The sequence below is a fragment of the Flavobacterium sp. genome, assembly GCF_027490375.1.
GTDB lineage: Bacteria > Bacteroidota > Bacteroidia > Flavobacteriales > Flavobacteriaceae > Flavobacterium.
Genome location: NZ_JAIXYH010000063.1, coordinates 23,737 through 46,120, shown reverse-complemented (window position 1 = coordinate 46,120; position 22,384 = coordinate 23,737). Strand labels below are relative to the sequence as shown.

At 43.5% G+C, this 22,384-nt stretch carries 10 protein-coding genes and 1 pseudogene; 8 read left to right on the top strand and 3 right to left on the bottom strand.

Going from position 1 to position 22,384, the window contains the following annotated elements:
* From Q0064_RS08560 to Q0064_RS08545, 4 genes and pseudogenes are all read left to right on the top strand, one after another.
* Positions 1 to 906: pseudogene (locus Q0064_RS08560) on the top strand (hypothetical protein); the annotation flags it as partial.
* A gap of 295 nt (positions 907 to 1,201) precedes the next feature.
* Entirely contained in the window at positions 1,202 to 7,699 is a 6,498-nt protein-coding gene (locus Q0064_RS08555; protein ID WP_298147193.1) for a choice-of-anchor D domain-containing protein, read from the top strand.
* Between the two features lie 544 nt (positions 7,700 to 8,243).
* Entirely contained in the window at positions 8,244 to 14,906 is a 6,663-nt protein-coding gene (locus Q0064_RS08550; RefSeq protein ID WP_298147190.1) for a choice-of-anchor D domain-containing protein, read from the top strand.
* 153 nt (positions 14,907 to 15,059) lie between these two features.
* Positions 15,060 to 15,851, top strand: a complete 792-nt coding sequence (locus Q0064_RS08545) for a T9SS type A sorting domain-containing protein (protein WP_298147187.1) — start codon at positions 15,060 to 15,062, stop codon at positions 15,849 to 15,851.
* Between the two features lie 313 nt (positions 15,852 to 16,164).
* On the opposite strand, the gene hisS is transcribed toward Q0064_RS08545, so the two are convergent.
* Positions 16,165 to 17,520, bottom strand: coding sequence for a histidine--tRNA ligase (gene hisS, locus Q0064_RS08540; RefSeq protein WP_298147184.1), 1,356 nt, complete (start codon positions 17,518 to 17,520; stop codon positions 16,165 to 16,167).
* A 101-nt stretch (positions 17,521 to 17,621) separates the two neighbouring features.
* Here hisS and Q0064_RS08535 point away from each other — a divergent pair, with 101 nt between their 5' ends.
* Positions 17,622 to 18,863, top strand: a complete 1,242-nt coding sequence (locus tag Q0064_RS08535; RefSeq protein WP_298147181.1) for an ABC transporter permease — start codon at positions 17,622 to 17,624, stop codon at positions 18,861 to 18,863.
* Here Q0064_RS08535 and prmC read toward each other — a convergent pair.
* Complete coding sequence (gene prmC / locus Q0064_RS08530; protein ID WP_298147178.1) at positions 18,850 to 19,692, bottom strand: peptide chain release factor N(5)-glutamine methyltransferase; 843 nt, start codon at positions 19,690 to 19,692, stop codon at positions 18,850 to 18,852. The two genes, Q0064_RS08535 and prmC, sit on opposite strands and share 14 nt — an antisense overlap.
* Positions 19,693 to 19,741: 49 nt before the next feature.
* Here prmC and ribD point away from each other — a divergent pair, with 49 nt between their 5' ends.
* Genes ribD through Q0064_RS08515 form a run of 3 tightly spaced genes read left to right on the top strand, consistent with a single transcriptional unit; the run spans position 19,742 to position 21,952 of the window.
* Complete coding sequence (gene ribD / locus Q0064_RS08525; RefSeq protein WP_298147175.1) at positions 19,742 to 20,758, top strand: bifunctional diaminohydroxyphosphoribosylaminopyrimidine deaminase/5-amino-6-(5-phosphoribosylamino)uracil reductase RibD; 1,017 nt, start codon at positions 19,742 to 19,744, stop codon at positions 20,756 to 20,758.
* Positions 20,736 to 21,338, top strand: coding sequence for an HAD family phosphatase (locus Q0064_RS08520; protein WP_298147172.1), 603 nt, complete (start codon positions 20,736 to 20,738; stop codon positions 21,336 to 21,338). The genes ribD and Q0064_RS08520 overlap by 23 nt, the downstream gene beginning before the upstream one ends.
* 11 nt (positions 21,339 to 21,349) lie before the next feature.
* Positions 21,350 to 21,952: a YigZ family protein gene (locus tag Q0064_RS08515; RefSeq protein WP_298147169.1), complete on the top strand. Its 603-nt coding sequence runs from the start codon at positions 21,350 to 21,352 to the stop codon at positions 21,950 to 21,952.
* Here the strand turns inward: Q0064_RS08515 and Q0064_RS08510 are convergent.
* The gene (locus tag Q0064_RS08510; RefSeq protein ID WP_298147167.1) at positions 21,929 to 22,339 is read right to left on the bottom strand and encodes a thioesterase family protein; all 411 of its coding nucleotides are present in this window, start codon (positions 22,337 to 22,339) and stop codon (positions 21,929 to 21,931) included. The two genes, Q0064_RS08515 and Q0064_RS08510, sit on opposite strands and share 24 nt — an antisense overlap.
* Between the last annotated feature and the right edge of the window lie 45 nt (positions 22,340 to 22,384).

The following is a 22,384-nucleotide window of genomic DNA, read 5'->3' as shown; positions in this document are numbered from 1 at the left end:
CCGGGAACAATCTACTTCTGGACACACAGCCAGCAAGGAGCTACGGCAGCGGCCAACTATGCGTCGTTTAACCTCTCGGGAGGTACAGCAGCTACAGCCGGTGGTCCGACGCCAAACGGCAGTATCCAAGTGGGTCAAGGTTTTATTTTAAAGAAATCGACTGCTGGAACGGCAACTTTTACCAACAGCATGCGAACCGGCAACAATCAGAATCAGTTTTTTAGAGAAAACATCGAGCGTCATCGTTTTTGGTTGAACCTTTCGGCAGAAAACCAACCGGTGAATCAGATTTTGATTGGCTACATTCAAGGAGCCAGTAACGGTATTGATGCATCGTACGACGGTACTTTGTTAGAAGGAACTAATGCGCTGGCGAGTGTCATCGACGGTCAAGGTTTGGTTATTCAGGCACGTGCACTTCCGTTTGCCAACACCGACCAAGTTCCGTTGCGATTTGTAGCGGCGCAAAGTGGCAGTTACAGCATTAGCATCGATCATTTCGATGGCGTTTTTGCAGAAGGACAAGCCATTTATGTGCACGATGCAGTGAGTGGAATCACGCACAACTTAAGCGAATCGGCCTATAACTTCATCACAGAAGCAGGTAGTTTTGATCAGCGTTTTACGATAGTTTATCAAGCTGAAACGCTCGGTGTGGGCACGATTACAAAAGGTACCGATGTACTGGTTACGCAGAATCAGCACTTACAGCTACAAGCTCAAGGATTCGATATCGCGAAAGTAGAAATCTACGATTTACGCGGACGTTTGTTGTACAGCAAAGCGCAAGCAGCACAAGCACGATTTACAGCAACAGAGTTTCAAGCAGAAACGCAGATCGTCTTAGTGAAAATCTACGATGCGCAAAATGAAGTTTATGTGAGAAAGTTCCCATTTAAGAACTAACTCCTTCAAATTATATATTAAAAATCGGTCTCAAATTGGGACCGATTTTTTTGTTTTATACTATTTCTTAGCATTGAAGAATCAAAGTAAAGCAGCTGCTTTTGTGTTTCTTTTTTTATAAGTTTTTTCTTATATTTTTGACACTGAGACGTATTTTGTCGCTATATTTTGCATTTCATCGTTAATTTTGTTAAAATTTAACACTTTTTATTTGGCGTCCTATAACTTATTAATGTAGTTTTATCCTTGCATTGAAAATGCGACATATCAATTCATTATCTAAAAGCCCCGAGATATGAAAAAAACTACACGATTATTGCTTATCGCAATTCTATTATTAGGAACTGCCCTTTCTTCAAAACTATTTGCTCAAAGTCGAACATATACAAGCACAGGCGTGTTTACTCCTCCTGCGGGTGTCAACTCGGTTCGTGTTGAACTATGGGGAGCTGGTGGTGCCGGAGGTGGTGTTACAGGAACAGGTTCTGCAGGTGGTGGTGGTGCCGGAGGTGCTTATACCAGACATAATGCAATACCTGTAGTAGCAGGAACTAATTATACTGTAAATGTTGGTGTAGGTGGTACAGGAAGCACGGGTATAGGTGCACCGGGCGGATCTACTTGGTTTAGTAGCACTACAACACTATTAGCTGTTGGTGGAAACGGCGGTGCGCGTGCAAACAATAATAACCAATCAGCGGCAGGAGCAACTGGCCCACTTACCGGAAATGTAGGCGGACAAGTTAATTTCTACGGAGGTGCAGGTTCAGCTGGTGTTGCTTTAACATCCGGAGGAGCGGGTGGAAGTAGCGCTGGAACCGGATCAAATGGAAATAACGCTTTGGCAGCTGTGGGAGGAACAGCACCCACTGGTGGAGGTGCAGGAGCTAACGGCGTTATCGGAGATTCTAACGGTATTACAGCTTTAGCAATAGGCGGTGGCGGTGGTGGCGCACGTGCAGCAACATCCACCGATCGTTTAGGTGGACCTGGTGGACCTGGACAAGCAATAGTAACATGGACCTGTCCGACGTACAGCTTAAACTCGACAACTTTATCAAGTTCTACTATATGCTCAGGGCAAACAGTTACTGTAACTTTAAGCGGTACCGGATTGCCTCAAGGAACCTACACTGTAACATACAATTTATCGGGCAGCGTAATTTCTAACGGAGTTACCGCTGCAATGACTGTAAGTGCATCTAATGTGGGTACATTTACTACACCAAGTTTAAACAACGCTGGTACTGTAACTGTAACGATAACTAACCTTTCAAGCGGTAGCAGTCCTGTGCTTTGTTCTAATGCAATCTCTGCCAATAATACAGCTAGCGTTACGGTGAACACAGTGCCAAGTCAGCCTGGAAGCATTACTGGAAATAGCACATTTTGCCCAGGTCAGATCGTATCTTATAGCGTAACTGCTGTACCAGGAGTTACTTACACTTGGACATTCCCAACCAACTGGACGCAACAAACCGGTGGAACTTCGTCTTCAGTTACAGTGTTAACAACTACCAATACGGGTGACGTTACTGTAACACCATCAAATAGCTGTGGAAACGGTACACCACGATCATTAACCGTAATTTCAGACTACCCAACAATCACTTCTACAACAGGTGCTTCAAGAAATGATTTCGGCCCACTTACACTACAAGCTACAGCATCTGCAGGAACCATATCTTGGTACGATGTAGCAGTTGGTGGTAGCGCTCTTGGAACAGGTACTTCATTTACCACACCAGACTTAGTAAGTACTACTCTATTCTACGTAGAAGCAAATGTTAATGGTTGCGTGACAGTACCGCGTGTAGCAGTGGCTGCTGAGATTATTGCTCCAGAAATAGTGTTTTCTGGAAATGGATTTAACATCGTCGACGAAGACAATACACCCGAAACCACCGATTTTACCAATGTAGGTACTACAAACGTGGGTATTCAACTCAACCGAACTTTTATCATCGAAAACTCAGGAACCGCTAATTTAACCTTAGGCGCAATTACAATCACTGGCGCAAACAGTAGCGAATTCGTAGTTGCAACAGCACCAGCAGCAACAGTAGTACCGGGCGGATCCACCTCAGTCGTCATTCGATTCACACCAACCGCTGTAGGCACGAGAACTGCTAATTTCTCGATTGTTACTAACGATGCCGACGAAAACCCATTTAGCTTCGATTTAGCGGGAACCGGAGGCACAGGAGTAACACCAGAAATTGATATAGTTGGAAACGGCGTTAGTATTCTTGATGGTGCCTCAGGAACTACTACAACCAATCATACCAACTTCGGAACAGCTCTTATTCCGGGAACTATTACAAGAACATTCACCATTTTTAATACCGGAACAGGACCATTAAACCTAACGGGGACACCAATTGTTGTGCTAACTGGAGGTCCAGAATTTACGGTAAGTCAGCAACCAAATGCAGTGATCCCAGCAGGTGGTAGCTCTACATTTCAAATAACCTACGCACCTACTGTCGCTGGAACTACAGTTGCTATAATTTCAATCAACAATACAGATAACGACGAAAATATATACGACTTCGTAGTTCAAGGAGCAGCACTTGTAGCAGGACGTGAAATCGACATTCAAGGTAATGAAATTTCAATCGCCGATGGAGATACAACACCTGCCGTTAACGATCAAACCAACTTCGGTCAAACCGATAGCGCAACTTCTATCGCAATACCGTTTAACATCTATTCACTAGGAACCAACTCCCTTACATTAAGTACGACAGTGGGTATATCAGGACCTAACGCTGCACTTTTTACTGCCACACCAGTTCCAGCTTCACTAGCTTCGGGTGCTGTAGCGTCTTTTGTTGTAACCTTCACACCAAACACAGTTCTTGGAGTCAAAACAGCTACTATTACTGTTACCAGTAACGATCCGAATGAAGGTACCTACGACTTTGTGGTAAGCGCTGATATCGTAAACGCACCTGTTCCTACATCAGCTCCTGGCGGAATTACATCAAACTTACGCTTCTGGCTAAAAGCTAACAGTAACGTTGGATCATTAAACGACAACGACGACATGCAAACTTGGCAAGATCAAGTATTAGGAAGCACTAAAACAGCTATTTCCAGATTTGCTCGCGAACCTAAGTTCCGAAACAACCCGAGCTCAAACGTCAACTTCAATCCGGTTGTGAACTTTAACGGAGCAAATTCTATGTCAGGAAACCAAGGCTTCTACAACAGTGAAATGTTCATCGTTATTCGTCCAACAGGTACAATAACTTCTGCTTCTAATCCACAAGACATCTACTGTGGCGACGACATCGCAACTAACCGAAATAGCCAAGACGTAACTGGATTCCAAATGGGTAACACCTCTGTTCGCCATACTAATGAAGTTCTTGCATACAACCAAGGTGCTCAAACATCTTACGGAACAGGCGAAATCAGTACAACTAAATCGTACCGAGGAGTACAAATTTTTAACCCACGAAAGTCGGCTGCCGGACGTATGGAAATTCTCTGTAACGGTAATTTACTAACTACAACCGAAGTTTTTCCAGCAACGTATAAAGACATAGTGAACTCCAGATACTGGCTCGGTCGAAGCGAATTTTTCGATGCTTCATATAACGGCGATATTCTTGAAATCATCAACTATAGTACAAGAAATAACACCACCGATCGACAAAGAATCGAATCGTATCTAGCCATTAAATACGGAATAACGTTAGGCGTAAACGGAATCAGTCAAAACTACCTCGACTCGGCAGGAAGTGTTATTTACAATTCGGGAGCTGGGTTTAACTATAACGTAGCAGGAATTGGACGCGACGATTTATCCGGACTTAATCAAAAACAATCTAAAACAGAAAATACCAATGCCGATATCACTATTGGCTTAAGCACGATAGCTGAAACAAACAGTGCAAATACAGCTACTTTTGCAGGCGACAAGCGGTTCCTTGTCTGGGGCTCAAACAACGGAACCCTTGGCGCTCAAGCACCAGTTATCGTAAATATGAGTAGTGGAATCTCTGGATTAACTTCTCAAGTCGATTTCGTTTCCATTGGACGTACTTGGCGCGTTGTTGAAACAGGTGGCGATGTGGCTACCGTAACCGTTTCGGTTCCATCAACCCTTTTAACTTCTACGATTACGCCTCCCGGCGACTTCCTGATGTTCATCTCATCAAGTCCCATCTTCAGCCCAACAGCCGAATACCGCATTATGAGATTCAACGGCTCAAAACTTGAATGTACGTACGACTTTAACGGAACTCGATACATCACATTCGGTTACGCGCCTGAACGTACTTTCGAGCGCTGCATTACCTTCGACGGAGTAAATGATTACCTAGATGCCGGACCAGTATTAAACGTAAATACCGACTTTACCATTTCGGCTTGGGTAAGAAAACAACAAGACGGGCGAAGCATCTTATCAAAAAGAAATGCCAGTTTCACAGAAGGTTACGACTTCACAATCAACAGCGCAGGTCAGCTAGAATTTTCTTTCATCGCAGGCGGATTACAGCAAATTACGTCTTCAACCGTAATCCCAGCTGATATATGGCACAACGTTGCAGTTACAGGACAAAACGGAGTCTATACCTTATACATCGACGGTGTTGCAGCTGCTGCACAAACCCTGCCCGTAGTGCCCGCAAATAATCAATCATTCTTAATTGCAGGAGCCGACGCTATATCGCCAACATCGTTCTTCCGTGGCGGTATCGATGAAGTACGCGTGTTTAGTACTGCACTGAGCGCTAACGAACTGCGCTATATCATGAATCAAGAACTGCGCAACAACAATAATTTCGTAAACGGTTCGATATTACCTGCAAGCGTTACGAAAAATGAGGTTGCCGACATTCCCTACGCAAACCTCGAAGCGTACTACCCAATGTCGACCTACACATACACCAATGCCAAAGACCAATCGACAAACGACTACACTGCAGCATTGAAAAACCTTACAACCGTGGATTATCAAACTGCACCGCTGCCCTACCGCTCAACAGCCAATGGCAATTGGTACACGCCCGGAGTTTGGAACAATTCAACGGTAACCGATGCACCTTACAGCCTTTCCATTGTAGACGGAACTACACGAATCGCTTGGAATATTGTACAATCATCACACAACATCGAATCTACCGGAAATAAAGTAGTTCTTGGCTTAGATGTCACTGCAAACAAAATGTCTGCTGCAAACAACTCGAAAATCGAAGTTACTCATTATCTAAAACTCGACGGTACTATTGATTTAACCAGCCTATCACAATTGGTTCAAACTACAGATTCCGACTATGATGCAGCAAGTATCGGCGGCATCGAACGCGAACAATCCGGACAATCAAACTCATTTAATTACAATTTCTGGTGCTCGCCCGTGAGCACACCAAACACACCACCGAATTCCGGATATACCGTAAGTGGTGTTCTCAGAGATGCAACAGATCCAGAAAACTTGCTAAACATCAACTGGATTGATGATTACTACGGACAACCAACATCACCAATTACGCTCGGTGCATATTGGCTCTACAAATTTCAAAACGTAGGAAACGACTACGCGAATTGGTCGTTCCTAGGCGTCGACGGTAACCTGCTTCCAGGCGAAGGTTTTACAATGAAAGGCCCAGGTTCAGCCGGAGCTAATCAAAATTACGGTTTCGTTGGAAAACCAAATAATGGTGAAATCACGCTACCGATAGGCGGCGGATTTTTAAACCTTTGTGGAAATCCTTATCCTTCTGCACTAGACGCTCACGCCTTCATTAACGATAACTTAGGTTCACTCGACGGAACACTGTACTTCTGGGAACACTACAGCACCAACTTTACACACAATGTTGGCGATTATCAAGGTGGTTATGCCGCGTTAACATTAGTAGGTTCAACACCGCCTGTTAACCCTCCCGGAGGCAGCGGTTTAGGTTCTTCAACACGTACAGCAGGACGATACATCCCTGTAGGACAAGGCTTCTTCGTTACCGGAAATACAACCGGCGGATCTATAGTTTTCAACAACAACCAGCGTGCGTTTGTTCGCGAAACAAATGCACAGTCAAATGTCATGTTCCGTTCTGCTATTTCGAACGACTCGGGTAATGAAGAAGATGAAATTCCAGCAAATACCTTCAAAAAATTCAAATTCAGCTGCACCGCTCCTCAAGGTGAAAGACGCCAGTTGCTTGTTGGTTTTATGAATCAATTTGCAACAGAAAATTACGATCCGGGTTACGACGCACTCGTTTTCGATGAAACACCATCCGATATGTACATGATTCTCAACGATTCCAAATACGTAATCGATGGTGAAGGAACTTTTGATGTTGATAAGTTAATTCCGCTTGGCGTGAAAGCTGCAAACACAGGTAATGTTATCATTAAAGTCGACGAAATCGAAAACTTCGATACTTCTGAAAACATCTACCTCTTTGACGCCCTGAACAATACATGGACCGACATCAAAAACGGCGAAGCTACTATTTACTTAGAAGCAGGATTGTACGAAAACCGATTCTCAATTACATTCAACAATAGCCCGCTAACTGTAGAGAACATTCAGAAAAATACCTGCGCAGTAGCATACAACAGCCAAGCTAATGAACTGAGTATCGAAGCAGGTAATGAACGAATCGAAGCAGTAGAAATCTTTGATATCAGCGGAAAACTAATCGAGACCATTTCAGATGTAAACGCTACTACCCTACTTAATTTCAAATTACAAAAACACAGCATCGGTGCTTACGTAGTTAAAATCACTACCGAAAATGCTGTTTACAGCCGAAAAATGATTTTGCATTAATCCGGCACCCTTTTTTCCCCAAATTCCAAAAAGACCGTCGGCACCAGACGGTCTTTTTATTTTTTACAGCTACAAATCTCAAAAAGTCCCACGCTAAAAATCCAAATGCGAGTCGGTTCATACTGCTTTACTATTCATTCTTCTTTTATTATTTGGCTGTTCCCCTTCCATTTTTCCCGCAGCTTCTGTCGGCGCAACGGCAAAAATATCAGGGTCGCGTCTTCCGCTATATCTGCCACAAAAACCTTTCAGGATTTTTGTAGCAGGATGCCGCTGCAACCGCTAACAGAAAAAAATCATTTCAAAAAAACCAAAAATCAATCTATTTCGTATATAGCAAATGGGGTGAAGTAAAAACTAACGAAAACGTTTTAGTTGTATTTCATCGCCGAAATAGTGCAACCTGACACGACCGTTGCTACATAACCGATTGAATGATATAAATTTAGCTGATAGTTGAATAGAGTAATATGTCAAAAAAATTTCTAGATATTTTTTTTGACAATTACCTTTGCAGCAAGTCACGTGCTTTGGATAGAAATATATGAATAGACAATTACCTCTTTTAAAATTAATTACCGCAGTTTTTGCTTTCATTAGCACAGCTACATTGGGACAAACTGCTACTTTCACCGACAATTCACCCGGGGGCACTGAAACGTGGACGGTGCCCGCAAACGTAACATCGATCACCGTTGAACTTTGGGGCGGCGGTGCAGGTGGAGGAACCGGCGGAACCACTGCACGCGGCGGTGGCGGGGGCGGTGCTTACACGAGAGCCGTCATAGCTGTGACTCCCAATTCAACAATTAGCTATTCAATTGGCACAGGCGGAGCAGCAGGTACAAACGGAGGTAACACTATTTTTAATACTAATATAATTGCAAACGGCGGACTTACCAGCATCAATCGTAACGGTGGTGCAGGTGGCGCTGCTTCAACTGTTGGAAATTTCGGTGTAACCTTAAGCTACGCAGGTGGCGCAGGCGGAAACGCCAGAGCAGCGAGTGGAGCTGCAAACGATGAGGCCGGTGGAAGCGGCGGTGGAAGTGGTCGAACAGGCGGAATCGGAAATGCCGGACCGAGCGCTACAGGCGCAGGACAACCTGGTACCGCTACAGGTGGCTGCCCAACCGATGCCGGAATTTCTGGAAACGGAGCTGCCGGAAACGGAAATGCAAGTGCCGCAACAGGAACTGGAAATGGCGGCGGCGGACGTGGAGAACAAAATGCTACAGGTGGCTCAGCAGGAACCGCCGGACGAATTATCATTACATTCGGTACAGCAGAAATTGCATTAACCGGAGGAACAGCACAAGAAGGGATCGGCGACGGCAGTACCGGCTTTGCCACAGCCAACGGAACCGATTTTGGAAATGTTAACGAGGCCGATGGTAGCACAGCAACCGTAACTTATGTAATCTTCAATCAAGGTCAGGCCCCACTGACCAACATTGCAGTAACGATTGGAGGTTCTAACGCTGCCGATTTTACAGTAGTTACAGCACCTCCTACAAGTATTGGCGCCAGCAGTACCGCGTTTTTTACCGTACGCTTCAACCCAAGTGCCACCGGAACAAGAACTGCAACTATAAATATTGCCAGCAACGACTCCGATGAAAACCCGTTTAACTTCGACGTTCGAGGTACCGGAGTAAATCCAAATATTAGTGTTGTCGGCGGTCCATCACCTTACACCACATTAAACGACGGCGATAATTCGCCCTCTACCGCAGAAGGTACAAATTTCGGAACGCAACGACAAAACGCCGGCTCTATCACAAACACCTTCGTTATTACCAATACAGGTAACGGCACGTTGAATCTCGGAGCAATTACAATAGGAGCTCCCTTTACAGCTACACTAAATACAAATACAGTGGCTCCCGGAGGAATAGCAATTCTGCAAATAACGTATGCACCAACAGCTTCCGCAGCAACAAATACAACTTGCAGTATCGTCACAAATTGTGCAGGTACACTAAATCCGTTTAACTTCTCGATTTCAGCAAACGCAAACAACTCAGCGGCACCTGAAATCGAACTGTTAGGTGTTGCACCTGCTCAAGCGCCAATTGCCCTTTATGAGCGACCAAATACAGCGGAAGGAACCGATTTTGGAAGATTCAACACAACCGACACTTCTATTAGTCGAACATTTACAATCAGGAATAACGGCGCTAATACACTCAGCATTACAGGAATTTCAAGTTCTGCAGCAGCTTTTACAATTACGGCTCCTTTAATTCTACCAAGTACCTTACTCCCTTTATTAATAACAAGCGGAAATACTGCTACGTTTACGGTAACATTTAATCCTACCACAACCGGCGTTATAACGAGTATAATTAGTCTAACAAATAACGACGCTAATGAAACGCCCTTCCAATTCGAGGTATCAGGAATCGGAACAAGCCCCGAAATCGAAGCTTTTCAAGGTACAAATGCCGTTTTTAACGACAATGCAGCAGCAGCCGCAGCAAACGGAACAACTTTTGGAACGGTCCGACAAACAAACGGACAAACAATAAAAACCTTCTCGATTAGAAATCCGAGTACCGCTACGGGAACGCTAACACTAAGTAATCCAACTTCAAATAATGCCCAATTTATTGTAAGTACACTTTCCGACCTAAGCTTAGAACCAGGAGAAGTAGCTACGTTTAACATAACGTTCGACCCTACTGCCGCGTCGGGAACCATAACGGGCACAATTTCCATCGCAAATAACGATGCCGATGAAAATCCGTTTGATATTAATGTCTCCGGAATCGCTACAACGGCAAACGGCGCAGAAATTCGCGTAAGAGGCGGCGCTACACCAACAGACATTGCTCTTGCCGATGTACCGACTCTAGCCAAAGGAACCAATTTTGGAGAAGTTTATGCCTATTCAGGAAATGTAACAAATACGTTTATCGTTAACAACGATGGCGCGGTAACTGCACTCACCGGCGGAAACATCACCCTTACGGGTACTTTTGCCAGAGATTTTACCGTGAGTATTACTACCCTACCAACCATAAATGCTGGCACATCGACAACTTTTACCATCACTTTTGATCCTTCAGGTGCGGGTACACGAACAGCATTAGTTTCTATAGCCAACGGAGATGCCGATGAAAATCCGTACACCTTTACCATCAGTGGTGTAGGCTTACCATTCCGAGACGGAGACGGCGACGATGTTACCGATAATCTCGATATCGACGACGATAACGACGGTATTATCGATACAGCAGAACAAGCAGCATGTATCAACAATGCCAATGCAAAAACTGTAGTTAACACCTTGTTTGCCGATGATTTCGGAACGGGAACCGCCCGCGTGGGTATCACCATCAATAATCCGGAAGCAAGTACAACGTATGCCCTATGGGATAGTTCTGATCGTATCGTGGGTGATGGTCGCTACGTGGTATATTACAAATTGGGAGTTCCTACAGGTTCGGGAGATCCAACGGGAATCACACCTTGGTCAGATTACGCTATCACAATTAGTAACGACCATACTATAGGAGATACAGACGGTCGGATGCTCTACGTAAATGCAGATGCCATCGCTGGGAAAATATTTTATCGAATGACAATTAATGGAGTTGTCCCAAATGTTCCGCTCACCTTTTCGTATTGGGTTATGAACGTCGACCGCTCCAACCAAGATTTTATCAATGCAGGAAGAGCAAACGAACAACCACGATTACTACCGAACGTACGTACAGAAATCCTTGCAGCCGATGAAGCAACAGTAATCTTTACGCAAGATACAGGCAGCATTACTCGTTGCAATTCAGGAGATACTTGCGACCCATCCGATTGGAAACAAGTTAGTTACACCTTTAACCCAGGAAACAACACCTCAGTTTCTTTTAGATTAGTAAGTCTAGGACCAGGAGGTTTAGGAAACGATATTGCCCTAGACGACTTTTCCATGACCCAAAACCTGTGCGACAGCGACGGTGACGGTTTCGCCGATGTTTACGACCTCGACGCCGATAACGATGGTATTCCAGACATTACCGAAGCGGGTTATGCCGTACGTGGCTATAATGCTGCAAACACTGCTTCCTTAGCAACTATGAATAAAGCCGTAGCTAGCAAATGGACAGATGTAACCGGACCAACCGGCAGACCAAACGGTATGGAAGATTCTATTGATGCACAAATTGCCGCTGGAACGTATATGCTACCAGATTCAGATAACGACGGAACGCTCGATTTTGAAGACTTAGACAGCGATAACGACGGAATCTTCGATATCGATGAATATCAGGTTGATACCTGGTATACGTCAAACATTACCCAAACTTGGAACAATGGTGATGGCGATATCGACGGAGATGGAAAAGGTGACCTAAGCGACTCTGATAGAGATGGATTGTTAGATCCAAACGACGACTTAAACGGATTTGGTGCCTCAGCCAAACCTTTAGCAGCAGATTCAGACAATGATGGCATTCCAAACTACCTAGATTTAACTTCAAACGGAAGTAGCTTCGACATCAACAGCACGCTTTTTCGTGTTTGGGATAATTCACCTGTAGACGGAAGAATTGATTCAACATTAGACAACGACAGAGACGGCTTAACCAACGATTTCGATAACGACGATACAAATTTCGGCTCTCCTCGAAACCTGACTTTGCCATTATATATCGAATTTGATGGAAGAAACGACTACGGAGAATCGACTCAAGTGCTTAGCAATAGAGCTGCCGCGAGCATGATGGGCTGGATTAAACTAACCTCAACCACGAGTCTAGACCGTATTGTAATGGGGCAAGATAATTTCTTTGTTCGAGTAGCAACCAACTCCAATACCCTTTCAACCACAGCAAAAGGCGTAACCGTTACTTCGAGTACAAATTTAGCTCTAAATCGCTGGTATCATGTTGCAGCAGTTTACAATGGCGGTGCCTCTTCCTTGAGCTTATACCTGAACGGGCGATTAGTTGGGAGCTCAACTGCCGGCGCATTAGCGGGTACTCTGGCGGCGAGCACGGCTCGATTTACACTCGCCAAAAACGCAACCGCTTCTGCAAACTACTTTAAAGGCGGAATTGATGAAGTTCGTGTTTTTAGTAATGCTTTAAGTGCCACACAAATTCAAAGAATGATGTGCCAGAAAATAGAGAACAGCACAAACTCATCTACGGCACCGATTTCGGGTAGCTTATTCACAAAAAATATCGACGGAACTGCACTAACCTGGACCGAGTTGCTAACCTATTTCAGATTCGATAACTACAGAGATGATGTTATCGATGACCTAAAAACTTGGAACAGCATTGATAACGGCGCTGCCCCAGCGCTAGCAAGAATTTACAACGTGAAATACCCGCAAACAGAAACTGCACCCCTACCCTATATAACTATTGCAAACGGCGACTTAGCCACAGCGGTCAATAATCCAACAAACTTTATTAACGGAAACGACGTAACCGATGCCAATGTACTGGGAGCCATAGTAAATGTTAAACACACCAACACTATAGCAAACTCGGTATCTCACGTTGGATTAATAGTTGATACCAATCGCAGACTAACCGTAAATGGAGATTCAGGACTCACCAATTCGTACGGCTTAACACTAAATGGTGAAATCGATTTAACAGGGCGTTCACAACTTATTCAAACCAACGATAGTGATTTAACTATAAGTAGCTCAGGTCGTATTCAACGCGATCAACAAGGCACTTCTAATAGCTTTAACTACAATTATTGGTCATCGCCGGTTAGCACAATAAATACCACAGCTAACAATAATGGTTACTCTATCAGTGGTGTATTTAAAGACGGAACCACAACAACACCACAAGATATTTCATGGGTTGGCGATGCCGACGGTTCTGCAACTTCTCCAATTTCATTGAGTAATTACTGGCAGTACACTTTCCGAAATCAAACCGATTCATACGCAAATTGGGAATACATCGGACCTACAGGAAGTTTAAATACCGGCGACGGTTTCACCCTAAAAGGAAGCGGCGCTGCTGGATCGACTCAGAATTACACCTTCGTCGGAAAACCAAACAATGGCTTGATCAACAGACCCGTAGCAGCAGGTAATTTAGCGCTAGTAGGAAACCCATACCCGTCAGCTCTCGATGCCGATGAATTTATTCGCGATAATATTAACCCAGGCGGAAATGCCGGAACAACAGGATCCATTATCGGGACACTTTATTTCTGGCAGCATTCTCCATCAAACAACTCGCACGTAACTGTTAATTATATTGGAGGTTACGCCACCTACACGCTCGCAGGAGGAACCGTGGCTTCAGGAACTGGACTCGGCGGTGCCGGAACCGGCGACCCTAGCTTGTACGCCTTCCGTCCGCGTAGGTATGTACCTGTCGGACAAGGATTTTTTGTAGAAGGTGCTACTAGCCAATTACAATCAAATATTCAATTCCGAAACTCGCAAAGAGCCTTCGTAAAAGAAGACAACACTAGCTCAACACCTATGTTGCGACAGGCTGCAAACACTGCGTCGACAACAAATTTCGAAAGCCCTAGTACAAACGATTACAAGAAAATCTGGTTCTTCTACACTAGCGCCAACCAACAGTATCGCGAAACTTTGCTCTCATTTATGAATGAGTTTGCAACAGATGCCTACGACAACGGTTATGATGCCGTCTTATTTGATGAAAATGCCAGCGATATGTATTTCCTTTTGGGAGAAACTAAACTTGTAATACAAGGCGTGGGTACATTTAACGAATCAAGCCAATATCCAATAGGCGTTAAAAACGAAGTGGATGGTAACGTCAAATTCGAAATTAGCCAAGCTGAAAACTGGACTACCGACCAGCCCGTATACATTTACGATAGCGAACTCGATACCTATAACGATATTAACGGCAGCGAATTCCAAATAAATTTACCTGCTGGAACCTATGATACGCGATTCAGTATTCGCTTCACGAATATTCCACTAAGTACTAACACACCTATGAATCCTGTAAACATGACGTATGCTACAGAATCAAACGCACTTAGTATCGTTAATACAGACATCAATCGAATACTTAAATCAGTACGTATTTACAATTTATTAGGTCAAGAAATTGATTCCGTTGAACTGGAACGAGGCGACTTAGCGCGCACCATCATACCGCTAAATCAATACGCCACCGGAACGTACTTGGTGCAAGTAGAAACCAACGCCGAACCAATTTCAGGTAAAATAATTGTAAAGTAATTTTACCTTTGAACGACAGAGGCGACGCATTTCGTCGCCTTTTTGTATTTATTTAACGAAAAATTTACCTTTTATCGGAAATCTCGGCTAATAATCGGAAAACTGTGGAAAGGCTAAAAAGCTGATTTACTTTTGGTTCGTAATTATTCCCAAATGATACGAAACCTACTTTCTACATTAGCACTTATTGTGCTCCTTACAGCATTTAACACATCGAGTGTTTATGCTCAAGACGATACCGACGAGGATGTACCTCCAGCAGCTGCAAATCCAAAAGTTCGACTAGGCTTTTACGCACACTCCGGCTTTTACCGACAAATTTTGATGGGTTTCAACTACCCAACTGCAACAGATGCGATCGACCCAGGACTAGACGCTGTAAATACGTTCGACCTGCCAAACGACATGTATTTCTACACCCAAAATTCCGAACTATTTATTCAAGGTGTAAATACTTTCGATTCAACTAAGTCATATGCAATCGGAATTCAGGTTGATACCGCCGGCGAAAACGTAATCAAATTTGAAGGAACAGAGAACTTCCCAGCCAGCCAAACATTCTACATCTACGACGCTGAAACACAAACTTTTTTCAATTTAAAAACCGGAAACCTAATCGTCGATCTTGAAGCTGGAACTTACAACAACCGCTTCTTCCTAACTTTCCAAACGCAAAATGTCCTAGGAATCGACGACGTAACCACAAAAAATACCGCTTCTCTCGTTTTCGCTGCAGCAAGCGCCGAACTTAACATCAACATCCCAACAGGCTTAAACGAAAACACTACAATTTCAATTTTCGACCTCAGCGGACGGGTTGTAAAAAACACAAAAATCCAATCCAACAACGAAACTATAAACCTATCCGGACTTACCGCCGGAACTTACATTGCCACCCTCAAAAACGGCAACGAACAAAAAGTACTGAAATTTGTAAAACGGTAAAAATTAAAATCACCCCAACAAAAGCGACTCCCAACCGAGTCGCTTTTTTGTTGAATTATCTCGAAGTATAATTTTATAGATTCAGCTAAAAACCAGATTTTTTTGCAGACTTACCTTTATTTGGGCGCGCCGGCAAAACAAATCATCACTGCGCAACGCTCCTGCTCTGCCGTCACGTTTTCCGCTTTATCTTTTTGGCTAAACAAAACTGGAAAAATCGTAGCGCCAAAAAGGATATCGCTGCACCCGTTCGCGCGAAATACGTCTTTGAAAAAACGGCAATTATTCAACAAATCGTCTGAAAAACAATTTCTTACAAATCCAAAATCGAAACCTGAACTTGCGTCCCACTGTTCATGTCTTTAATGGAAACCTCTTGCTTCTCCATCTCCGAACTTCCACATAAAACAACCTTAGCAAATCCACGTTTTGAGGCATACTGCAATTGCTTCTGAATTTTCGCCGCATCCGGATAAAAATCGACTGTTTTTCCCGACTTACGCAATCTTCTGCAAACCTGCATCGCATACTCCGCTTCTTCCGCGCCGTAATTCAAAACCAAAAACTCCGGCGTTCCATTCAACGAATCCGAAAACAAATTTAATGCCTCTAGGGCCAAATAAATCCGATCCAATCCAAACGAAAGTCCAACACCGCTAATGCCCGGCATGCCGAAAATCCCGGTTAAATCATCGTAGCGACCTGCTCCACCAATCGAACCAATGCCCACTTCGGCAGGCGCAGCCACTTCCATAATAGTACCTGTGTAGTAATTTAAACCGCGAGCCAATGTCAAATCTAAACCCAATGCAACCGCTGGAAATGCATTCAAATCAACCCGATTTAAAATAGTTCGAATCTCCGAAACGCCTTCTTTCCCTATAGCGATATCAGCAAAAAGCACATCCAAATGCTGCAATTTCTCTTCAAAACTACCCGTAAGCCGAATGATCGGTAAAGCGGCATCGATACTGGCCTGCTCAAATCCGCGCTCTTTTAATTCGGCAATCACACCGTCCTCACCTATCTTATCGAGTTTATCGAGAACTACGGTAAATTCCACCAACCGATCGGCAGCGCCAATCAATTCAGCGATTCCTGCCAAAATTTTACGATTGTTAATTTTAATCGTTGTTCCGTGTAGTTCCAAACGCTGAAAAACCTCAGCATAAATTTCAATCAATTCAACCTCCTGCCACAAACTCTTACTTCCCACCACATCGGCGTCGCATTGATAAAACTCTCTAAAACGTCCTTTCTGCGGCCGATCTGCGCGCCATACCGGCTGAATCTGATACCGCTTAAACGGCAATTCAATCTCATTTCTGTGCTGTACCACATAACGCGCAAACGGAACTGTTAGGTCGTAACGAAGTGCTTTTTCAGAAATATGCTTGGTAACTTTTAAAGATTGTTTCTCGTGCAACAAATCCGCAGGAACGTCCTTCAAAAAATCACCCGAGTTCAAAATTTTGAAAATCAATCGATCACCTTCCTCGCCGTACTTTCCCATAAGCGTTTCGCTATTTTCAAATGTGGGCGTTTCAATAGGAGAAAATCCGTACTTTTCAAAAACCGATTTAATAACTCCGGTGATGTAATTGCGGCGTGCAATTTCCAATGCATTGAAATCGCGCGTTCCTTTTGCTGTAGCAGCTTTAGTCTTCATAGCTTAAATTGAAGTTGCAAATATCTAACAAAATAGCCTGTCGTTCGAACTTTTTTCGGAAAGCACTGTAACAAATTGTCGCTTCAAACAACTAAACAAATATGTTTAAACTCTTTCGCGAAAACGTAAAAATTGCCCGAGGCGCCATCAGGTCGCAAATACTTCGTACCACATTAACGGTGCTCATTATGGCCATTGGTATTATGGCACTTGTTGGTATCTTAACCGTAGTTGCCGCACTAGAAAATACGCTTACTGGAAATTTTGCATCGATGGGTTCGAACACATTTAACATTAATCAATACACGCAAGTTACCCGTCGCGGCGGCAGTAATGAAATCTGGAAACCCAATCCTACAATCGATTACACCCAAGCACGTGCTTTCGTAAATCGGTACGATTATCCGTCGACTACCACTTCCCTATCGTTTACCGCAACAACCAAAGCCGAAGTACGCAGCGGTTCTGCCAAAACCGATCCGGAAATATCAGTTGTTGGTGCTGACGAGAATTTCTTATCCAATGCAGGTCTCGAACTCACGCAAGGCCGAAATTTCAATACGTTCGATATCTCAAACAATACACGCTTTTGCATTTTAGGAAGCGATTTTCTAAAAGGCCTGTTTAAAGATATTCCGCCGCTTGGAAAAGAAATTGCCATTCGCGGAACCAAATTCAAAGTCATTGGCGTTTTGAAAGAAGAAGGTTCTACTTTCGGAAATTCGCAAGATTTACGCGTAATCATTCCAATTCAGGTAGCGCGATCCATGTACACCGAACCTAACATCAACTTCGACTTGAGTGTAAAAGTTGGCGATAACAAACTGCTGAACGCCGCCGTAGATCATGCCGTAGTTACGATGCGACAAGTACGAAAACTAAGTCCGGTGGAAGAAGATAATTTTGGAATCGAACGCAGCGACGACCTCATCAAACGAATTCAAGACATTACAGGATATCTCGATATTGCTGCCGTAGTTATTAGCGTGATCACGATTTTTGGATCTTCTATAGCTTTAATGAATATCATGATCGTTTCAGTAACTGAACGCACACGAGAAATTGGTGTCCGAAAAGCTTTAGGGGCAAACAAAAGAACGGTTGCTTTTCAGTTTTTTATTGAAACACTACTTATCGGACAAATCGGCGGATTTGTTGGAGTTATAATCGGCCTCTTAATTGGTTGGGGAATTTCGGCGGCACTTAGTTTTTCATTTGTAATTCCGTGGATGGCCATCATTTGGGCATTTATCGTGAGCTTTATCGTAGCAGTTGTTTCCGGTTCATATCCCGCTATTAAGGCATCCAATCTCGATCCCATCGAAGCGCTTAGGTACGAGTAAGCTTAAGCATGCGAACATTTCCACGAAAATCTGTTCGTGTGTTTAGTCCGTAAAAGTTGTATTCGAGAGCCAATTCATGCATCGGTTTTTCCAAATACTGATTAATCTCGAAGTACAAACTGCCTTCTGGCTTCAAGCTTTTCTGAGCATATTCCAAAATGCGTCTGTAAAACAGCAGCGGGTCGTCATTGGTCACAAACAAAGCTAAATGCGGTTCGTAATCTAAAACATTGGCTTGCATCTCATCTTTTTCAGCTTCCCTTACATACGGCGGATTACTCACAATTACGTCGAATGAATCTTTGGGTAAATCTGTTCCCAAAACATCTGCCAAAAAAAAATTGGTTGCCGCATCTAAAAATTGTGCGTTTTTTTCGGCCACAGCCAATGCTTCGGCAGAAATATCGACTGCAGAAACGGTTCCCTTCAGCGAAAGCGCCAAACTTATCGCAATACAACCCGAACCTGTGCACAAGTCAATAACCTTCAAATTGTCTCGATTCTGATACTCTTCTACAATCCAATCCACCAATTCTTCGGTTTCAGGTCGCGGAATCAACACATGCGGATTAACATAGAATTTTCGTCCGTAAAACCACTCGTAACCCAAAACATACTGAATCGGTTCGTGCTGCAGCAACCGTACCTTGGCAGCGTTAAATCGTTGCACAATTTCCTCAGAAAGTTCGCGATCGGGTTCTGCAAAAAACTTCGCTTTCGTCAATTCTGCGTAAGCTTTCAACAACATAAAAAAGAACGTGTCGGCTTCTTGAGCATCTGGGAAATCATCGATGAAGCTTTTGCGAAAATGTTGCAGACTTGTTTCCATTTGAAAAAATATCTGCGAAAATATCTAATCGTAAACTTACATTTGCGATATGAACGATAAAGTTTACATGCTTCGCTGCTTGGAATTAGCAAAAAAAGGCTTGGGAACCACCTACCCGAATCCTTTGGTAGGCAGCGTTGTGGTGCATAACGACTGTATTATTGGCGAAGGTTGGCATCGGAAAGCGGGTACGCCACACGCCGAAGTTCACGCGATACGAGCCGTTAAAAACAAAGAGCTGCTTGCCGAAAGTACACTTTACGTGAATTTAGAACCGTGCAACCACCACGGAAAAACCCCACCTTGCTGCGATCTGATCTTAGAACATCGCGTGAAACGAGTCGTTATTGGAACGATCGATTACCATAGTCTGGTTAATGGCAGCGGAATTGCACGTCTAAAAGACGCAGGCGTTGCAGTTACTGTTGGCGTTTTGGAAGCGGAATGCCAAGAGATAAACCGTCGTTTTTTTACTTTTCATGCGAAAGGTCGGCCTTACATCATTTTAAAATGGGCAGAAAGTGCCGACGGTTTTATGACTGCCGACCCAAACCAACCGAATTTTCCTGTTAGTAATCAGCGAAGCAAACAAGTACTGCATAAAATGCGTACCGAAGAACAAAGCATACTACTGGGAACTCGCACAGCATTAATCGACAATCCGAGCTTAACGGCGCGATCGTGGAAGGGAAATAATCCGTTGCGACTACTGCTCGATTTTGAACATAAAATTCCGAGTAAAAATTTTATATTTGATGATGCCGCGCCTACGATTCGAATCGACGATGATTTGGTCTCGCGCGAAACTTGGATCGCACAATTGCTTTCCTACCTGAAAGAACAAAACGTTCAATCGCTGATTGTAGAAGGTGGAAAACAGGTTTTAGAACAATTTATAGAATTAAACCTCTTTGACGAAGTTCGGATTTTTAAAAGTGCTCAGCATTTTGGAAAAGGACTTTCGGCACCTTGCATAGATAAAAGCATGGCACAGGTAGAAGCGGTTGGAGCGAGCACAGATAAGCTATTAACCATTAGACCAAATGATACAAGCAATTATTTTTGATTTTGGAGATGTTTTAATCGATTTGAACAAAGCCGAATCGCTTGAAGCATTTCGTAAAATCGGATTGGAGAAACCCAACGAACAGCTTCTTGAACTAAACGATGCTTTTGAACGCGGCAAAATCTCTGAACAAGCATTTTTATCTGGTATTCAGAGCTTTATTCCCACACAATCGATTGAAACCATAAAGTCGGCTTGGAACACGCTCATTGGAGATTTCCCTCTTGAACGATTGGAATTACTGCAAATGCTTAAAAGCAAATACAAATTGTTTTTGCTTACTAATACCGACATTATTCACATGGAAGCTTTTGAAGAAGAAGTGGGCGCATCGTTTGCCAGTGCCTTCTATCAGTGCTTTGAGAAAGTATACTACAGCCATGAAATGGGTATGCGAAAACCAGACCCACAAGTTTATCTTACCATACTACGCAAACACGATTTGATTGCAGAGCGCACACTTTTTATCGATGATAAGAAAGAAAATACCGATGCTGCGGCACAATTAGGCTTACAAGTTTGGAACTTACAAGTGGGCAAAGAAACGATTATGAATCTGTACGAAAAAGGAATTCTATAATCCAGCAGCACTTGAATACGATTTCAGAGTCAGTCAGCGCGGTTCTTTTTAAAGAGAAAAACAGTAAATTTTACGGATTTCTGTTTCCGTTACATTCTGAAAATCAGATAAAAGAGCGAATCGCTGAAGTAAAAAATCAATTTCCTGGCGCCAACCACTATTGCTATGCTTTTCGCTTGCGCGGAACGAACGACAACTTGATTTATCGCGCATCCGACGACGGCGAACCTTCAGGAACAGCTGGACAACCCATTTATGGGCAGTTATTATCGGCCGATTTGGTTAATGTGTTGTGTGTAGTTGTGCGTTTTTTTGGAGGTGTGAAGTTGGGCACAGGCGGTTTAATTACGGCTTACCGCGAATCGGCACGCTTAACCATAGCCGAAGCTGTTCTTGAAAAATTCGAACCAAAAGCGCAGTTTCAGATTTCAGGTCCGTACGGACAAGAAGCCGCAATATTTCGTTTGCTTAAAAAAGTTCAAGGAGAAATCATCGACAAAAGTGCAGGAACTGAAATTTCTATCGAATTTTCAATTAAAGTTGCCGCTATCGAATCCTTACGCACGAGCTTTTCTGAGTACAATCACGTATTAAGACTCACTGAAATTAGCTAACTTTTCGAGAATGTACGAAGGCGGCTGTGTGGGTCGGCCGGTTAATTTATCTACAAACACCAAAATTGACGAACCTGTTGTTAATAAGTCGTTTGAATCATTTCGAATTTCGTAAGAAAACTCAATCTTGACATTTGAGAGACTTTCAAAAAAAGTTGTGACGGTAATTTCGTCGTCGTAACGCGCCGGTTTTTTGTAGTTCATTGTCAGCGAAACAACGGGCAACATAATTCCGTTGTCTTCCATCCATTTATACGAAATCCCCAGTGATCTCAACCATTCCACACGACCTATCTCAAAAAACACGGCATAATTTCCGTGGTATACAACGCCCATTTGATCGGTTTCGGCATAGCGAATTCTAGTTTTATATTGGTGTGATTTCATGTATTTTTGAAATGAATTTTTACGGTGTTAAACGAGCACATCTTA

Excerpts from the sequence above, each read along its gene's own strand:
- Q0064_RS08545 (WP_298147187.1), top strand. The coding sequence starts at position 15,060 with ATGATACGAAACCTACTTTCTACATTAGCACTTATTGTGCTCCTTACA.
- hisS (WP_298147184.1), bottom strand. The coding sequence starts at position 17,520 with ATGAAGACTAAAGCTGCTACAGCAAAAGGAACGCGCGATTTCAATGCA.
- Q0064_RS08555 (WP_298147193.1), top strand. The coding sequence starts at position 1,202 with ATGAAAAAAACTACACGATTATTGCTTATCGCAATTCTATTATTAGGA.
- Q0064_RS08520 (WP_298147172.1), top strand. The coding sequence starts at position 20,736 with ATGATACAAGCAATTATTTTTGATTTTGGAGATGTTTTAATCGATTTG.
- prmC (WP_298147178.1), bottom strand. The coding sequence starts at position 19,692 with ATGGAAACAAGTCTGCAACATTTTCGCAAAAGCTTCATCGATGATTTC.
- Q0064_RS08550 (WP_298147190.1), top strand. The coding sequence starts at position 8,244 with ATGAATAGACAATTACCTCTTTTAAAATTAATTACCGCAGTTTTTGCT.
- Q0064_RS08510 (WP_298147167.1), bottom strand. The coding sequence starts at position 22,339 with ATGAAATCACACCAATATAAAACTAGAATTCGCTATGCCGAAACCGAT.
- Q0064_RS08535 (WP_298147181.1), top strand. The coding sequence starts at position 17,622 with ATGTTTAAACTCTTTCGCGAAAACGTAAAAATTGCCCGAGGCGCCATC.
- ribD (WP_298147175.1), top strand. The coding sequence starts at position 19,742 with ATGAACGATAAAGTTTACATGCTTCGCTGCTTGGAATTAGCAAAAAAA.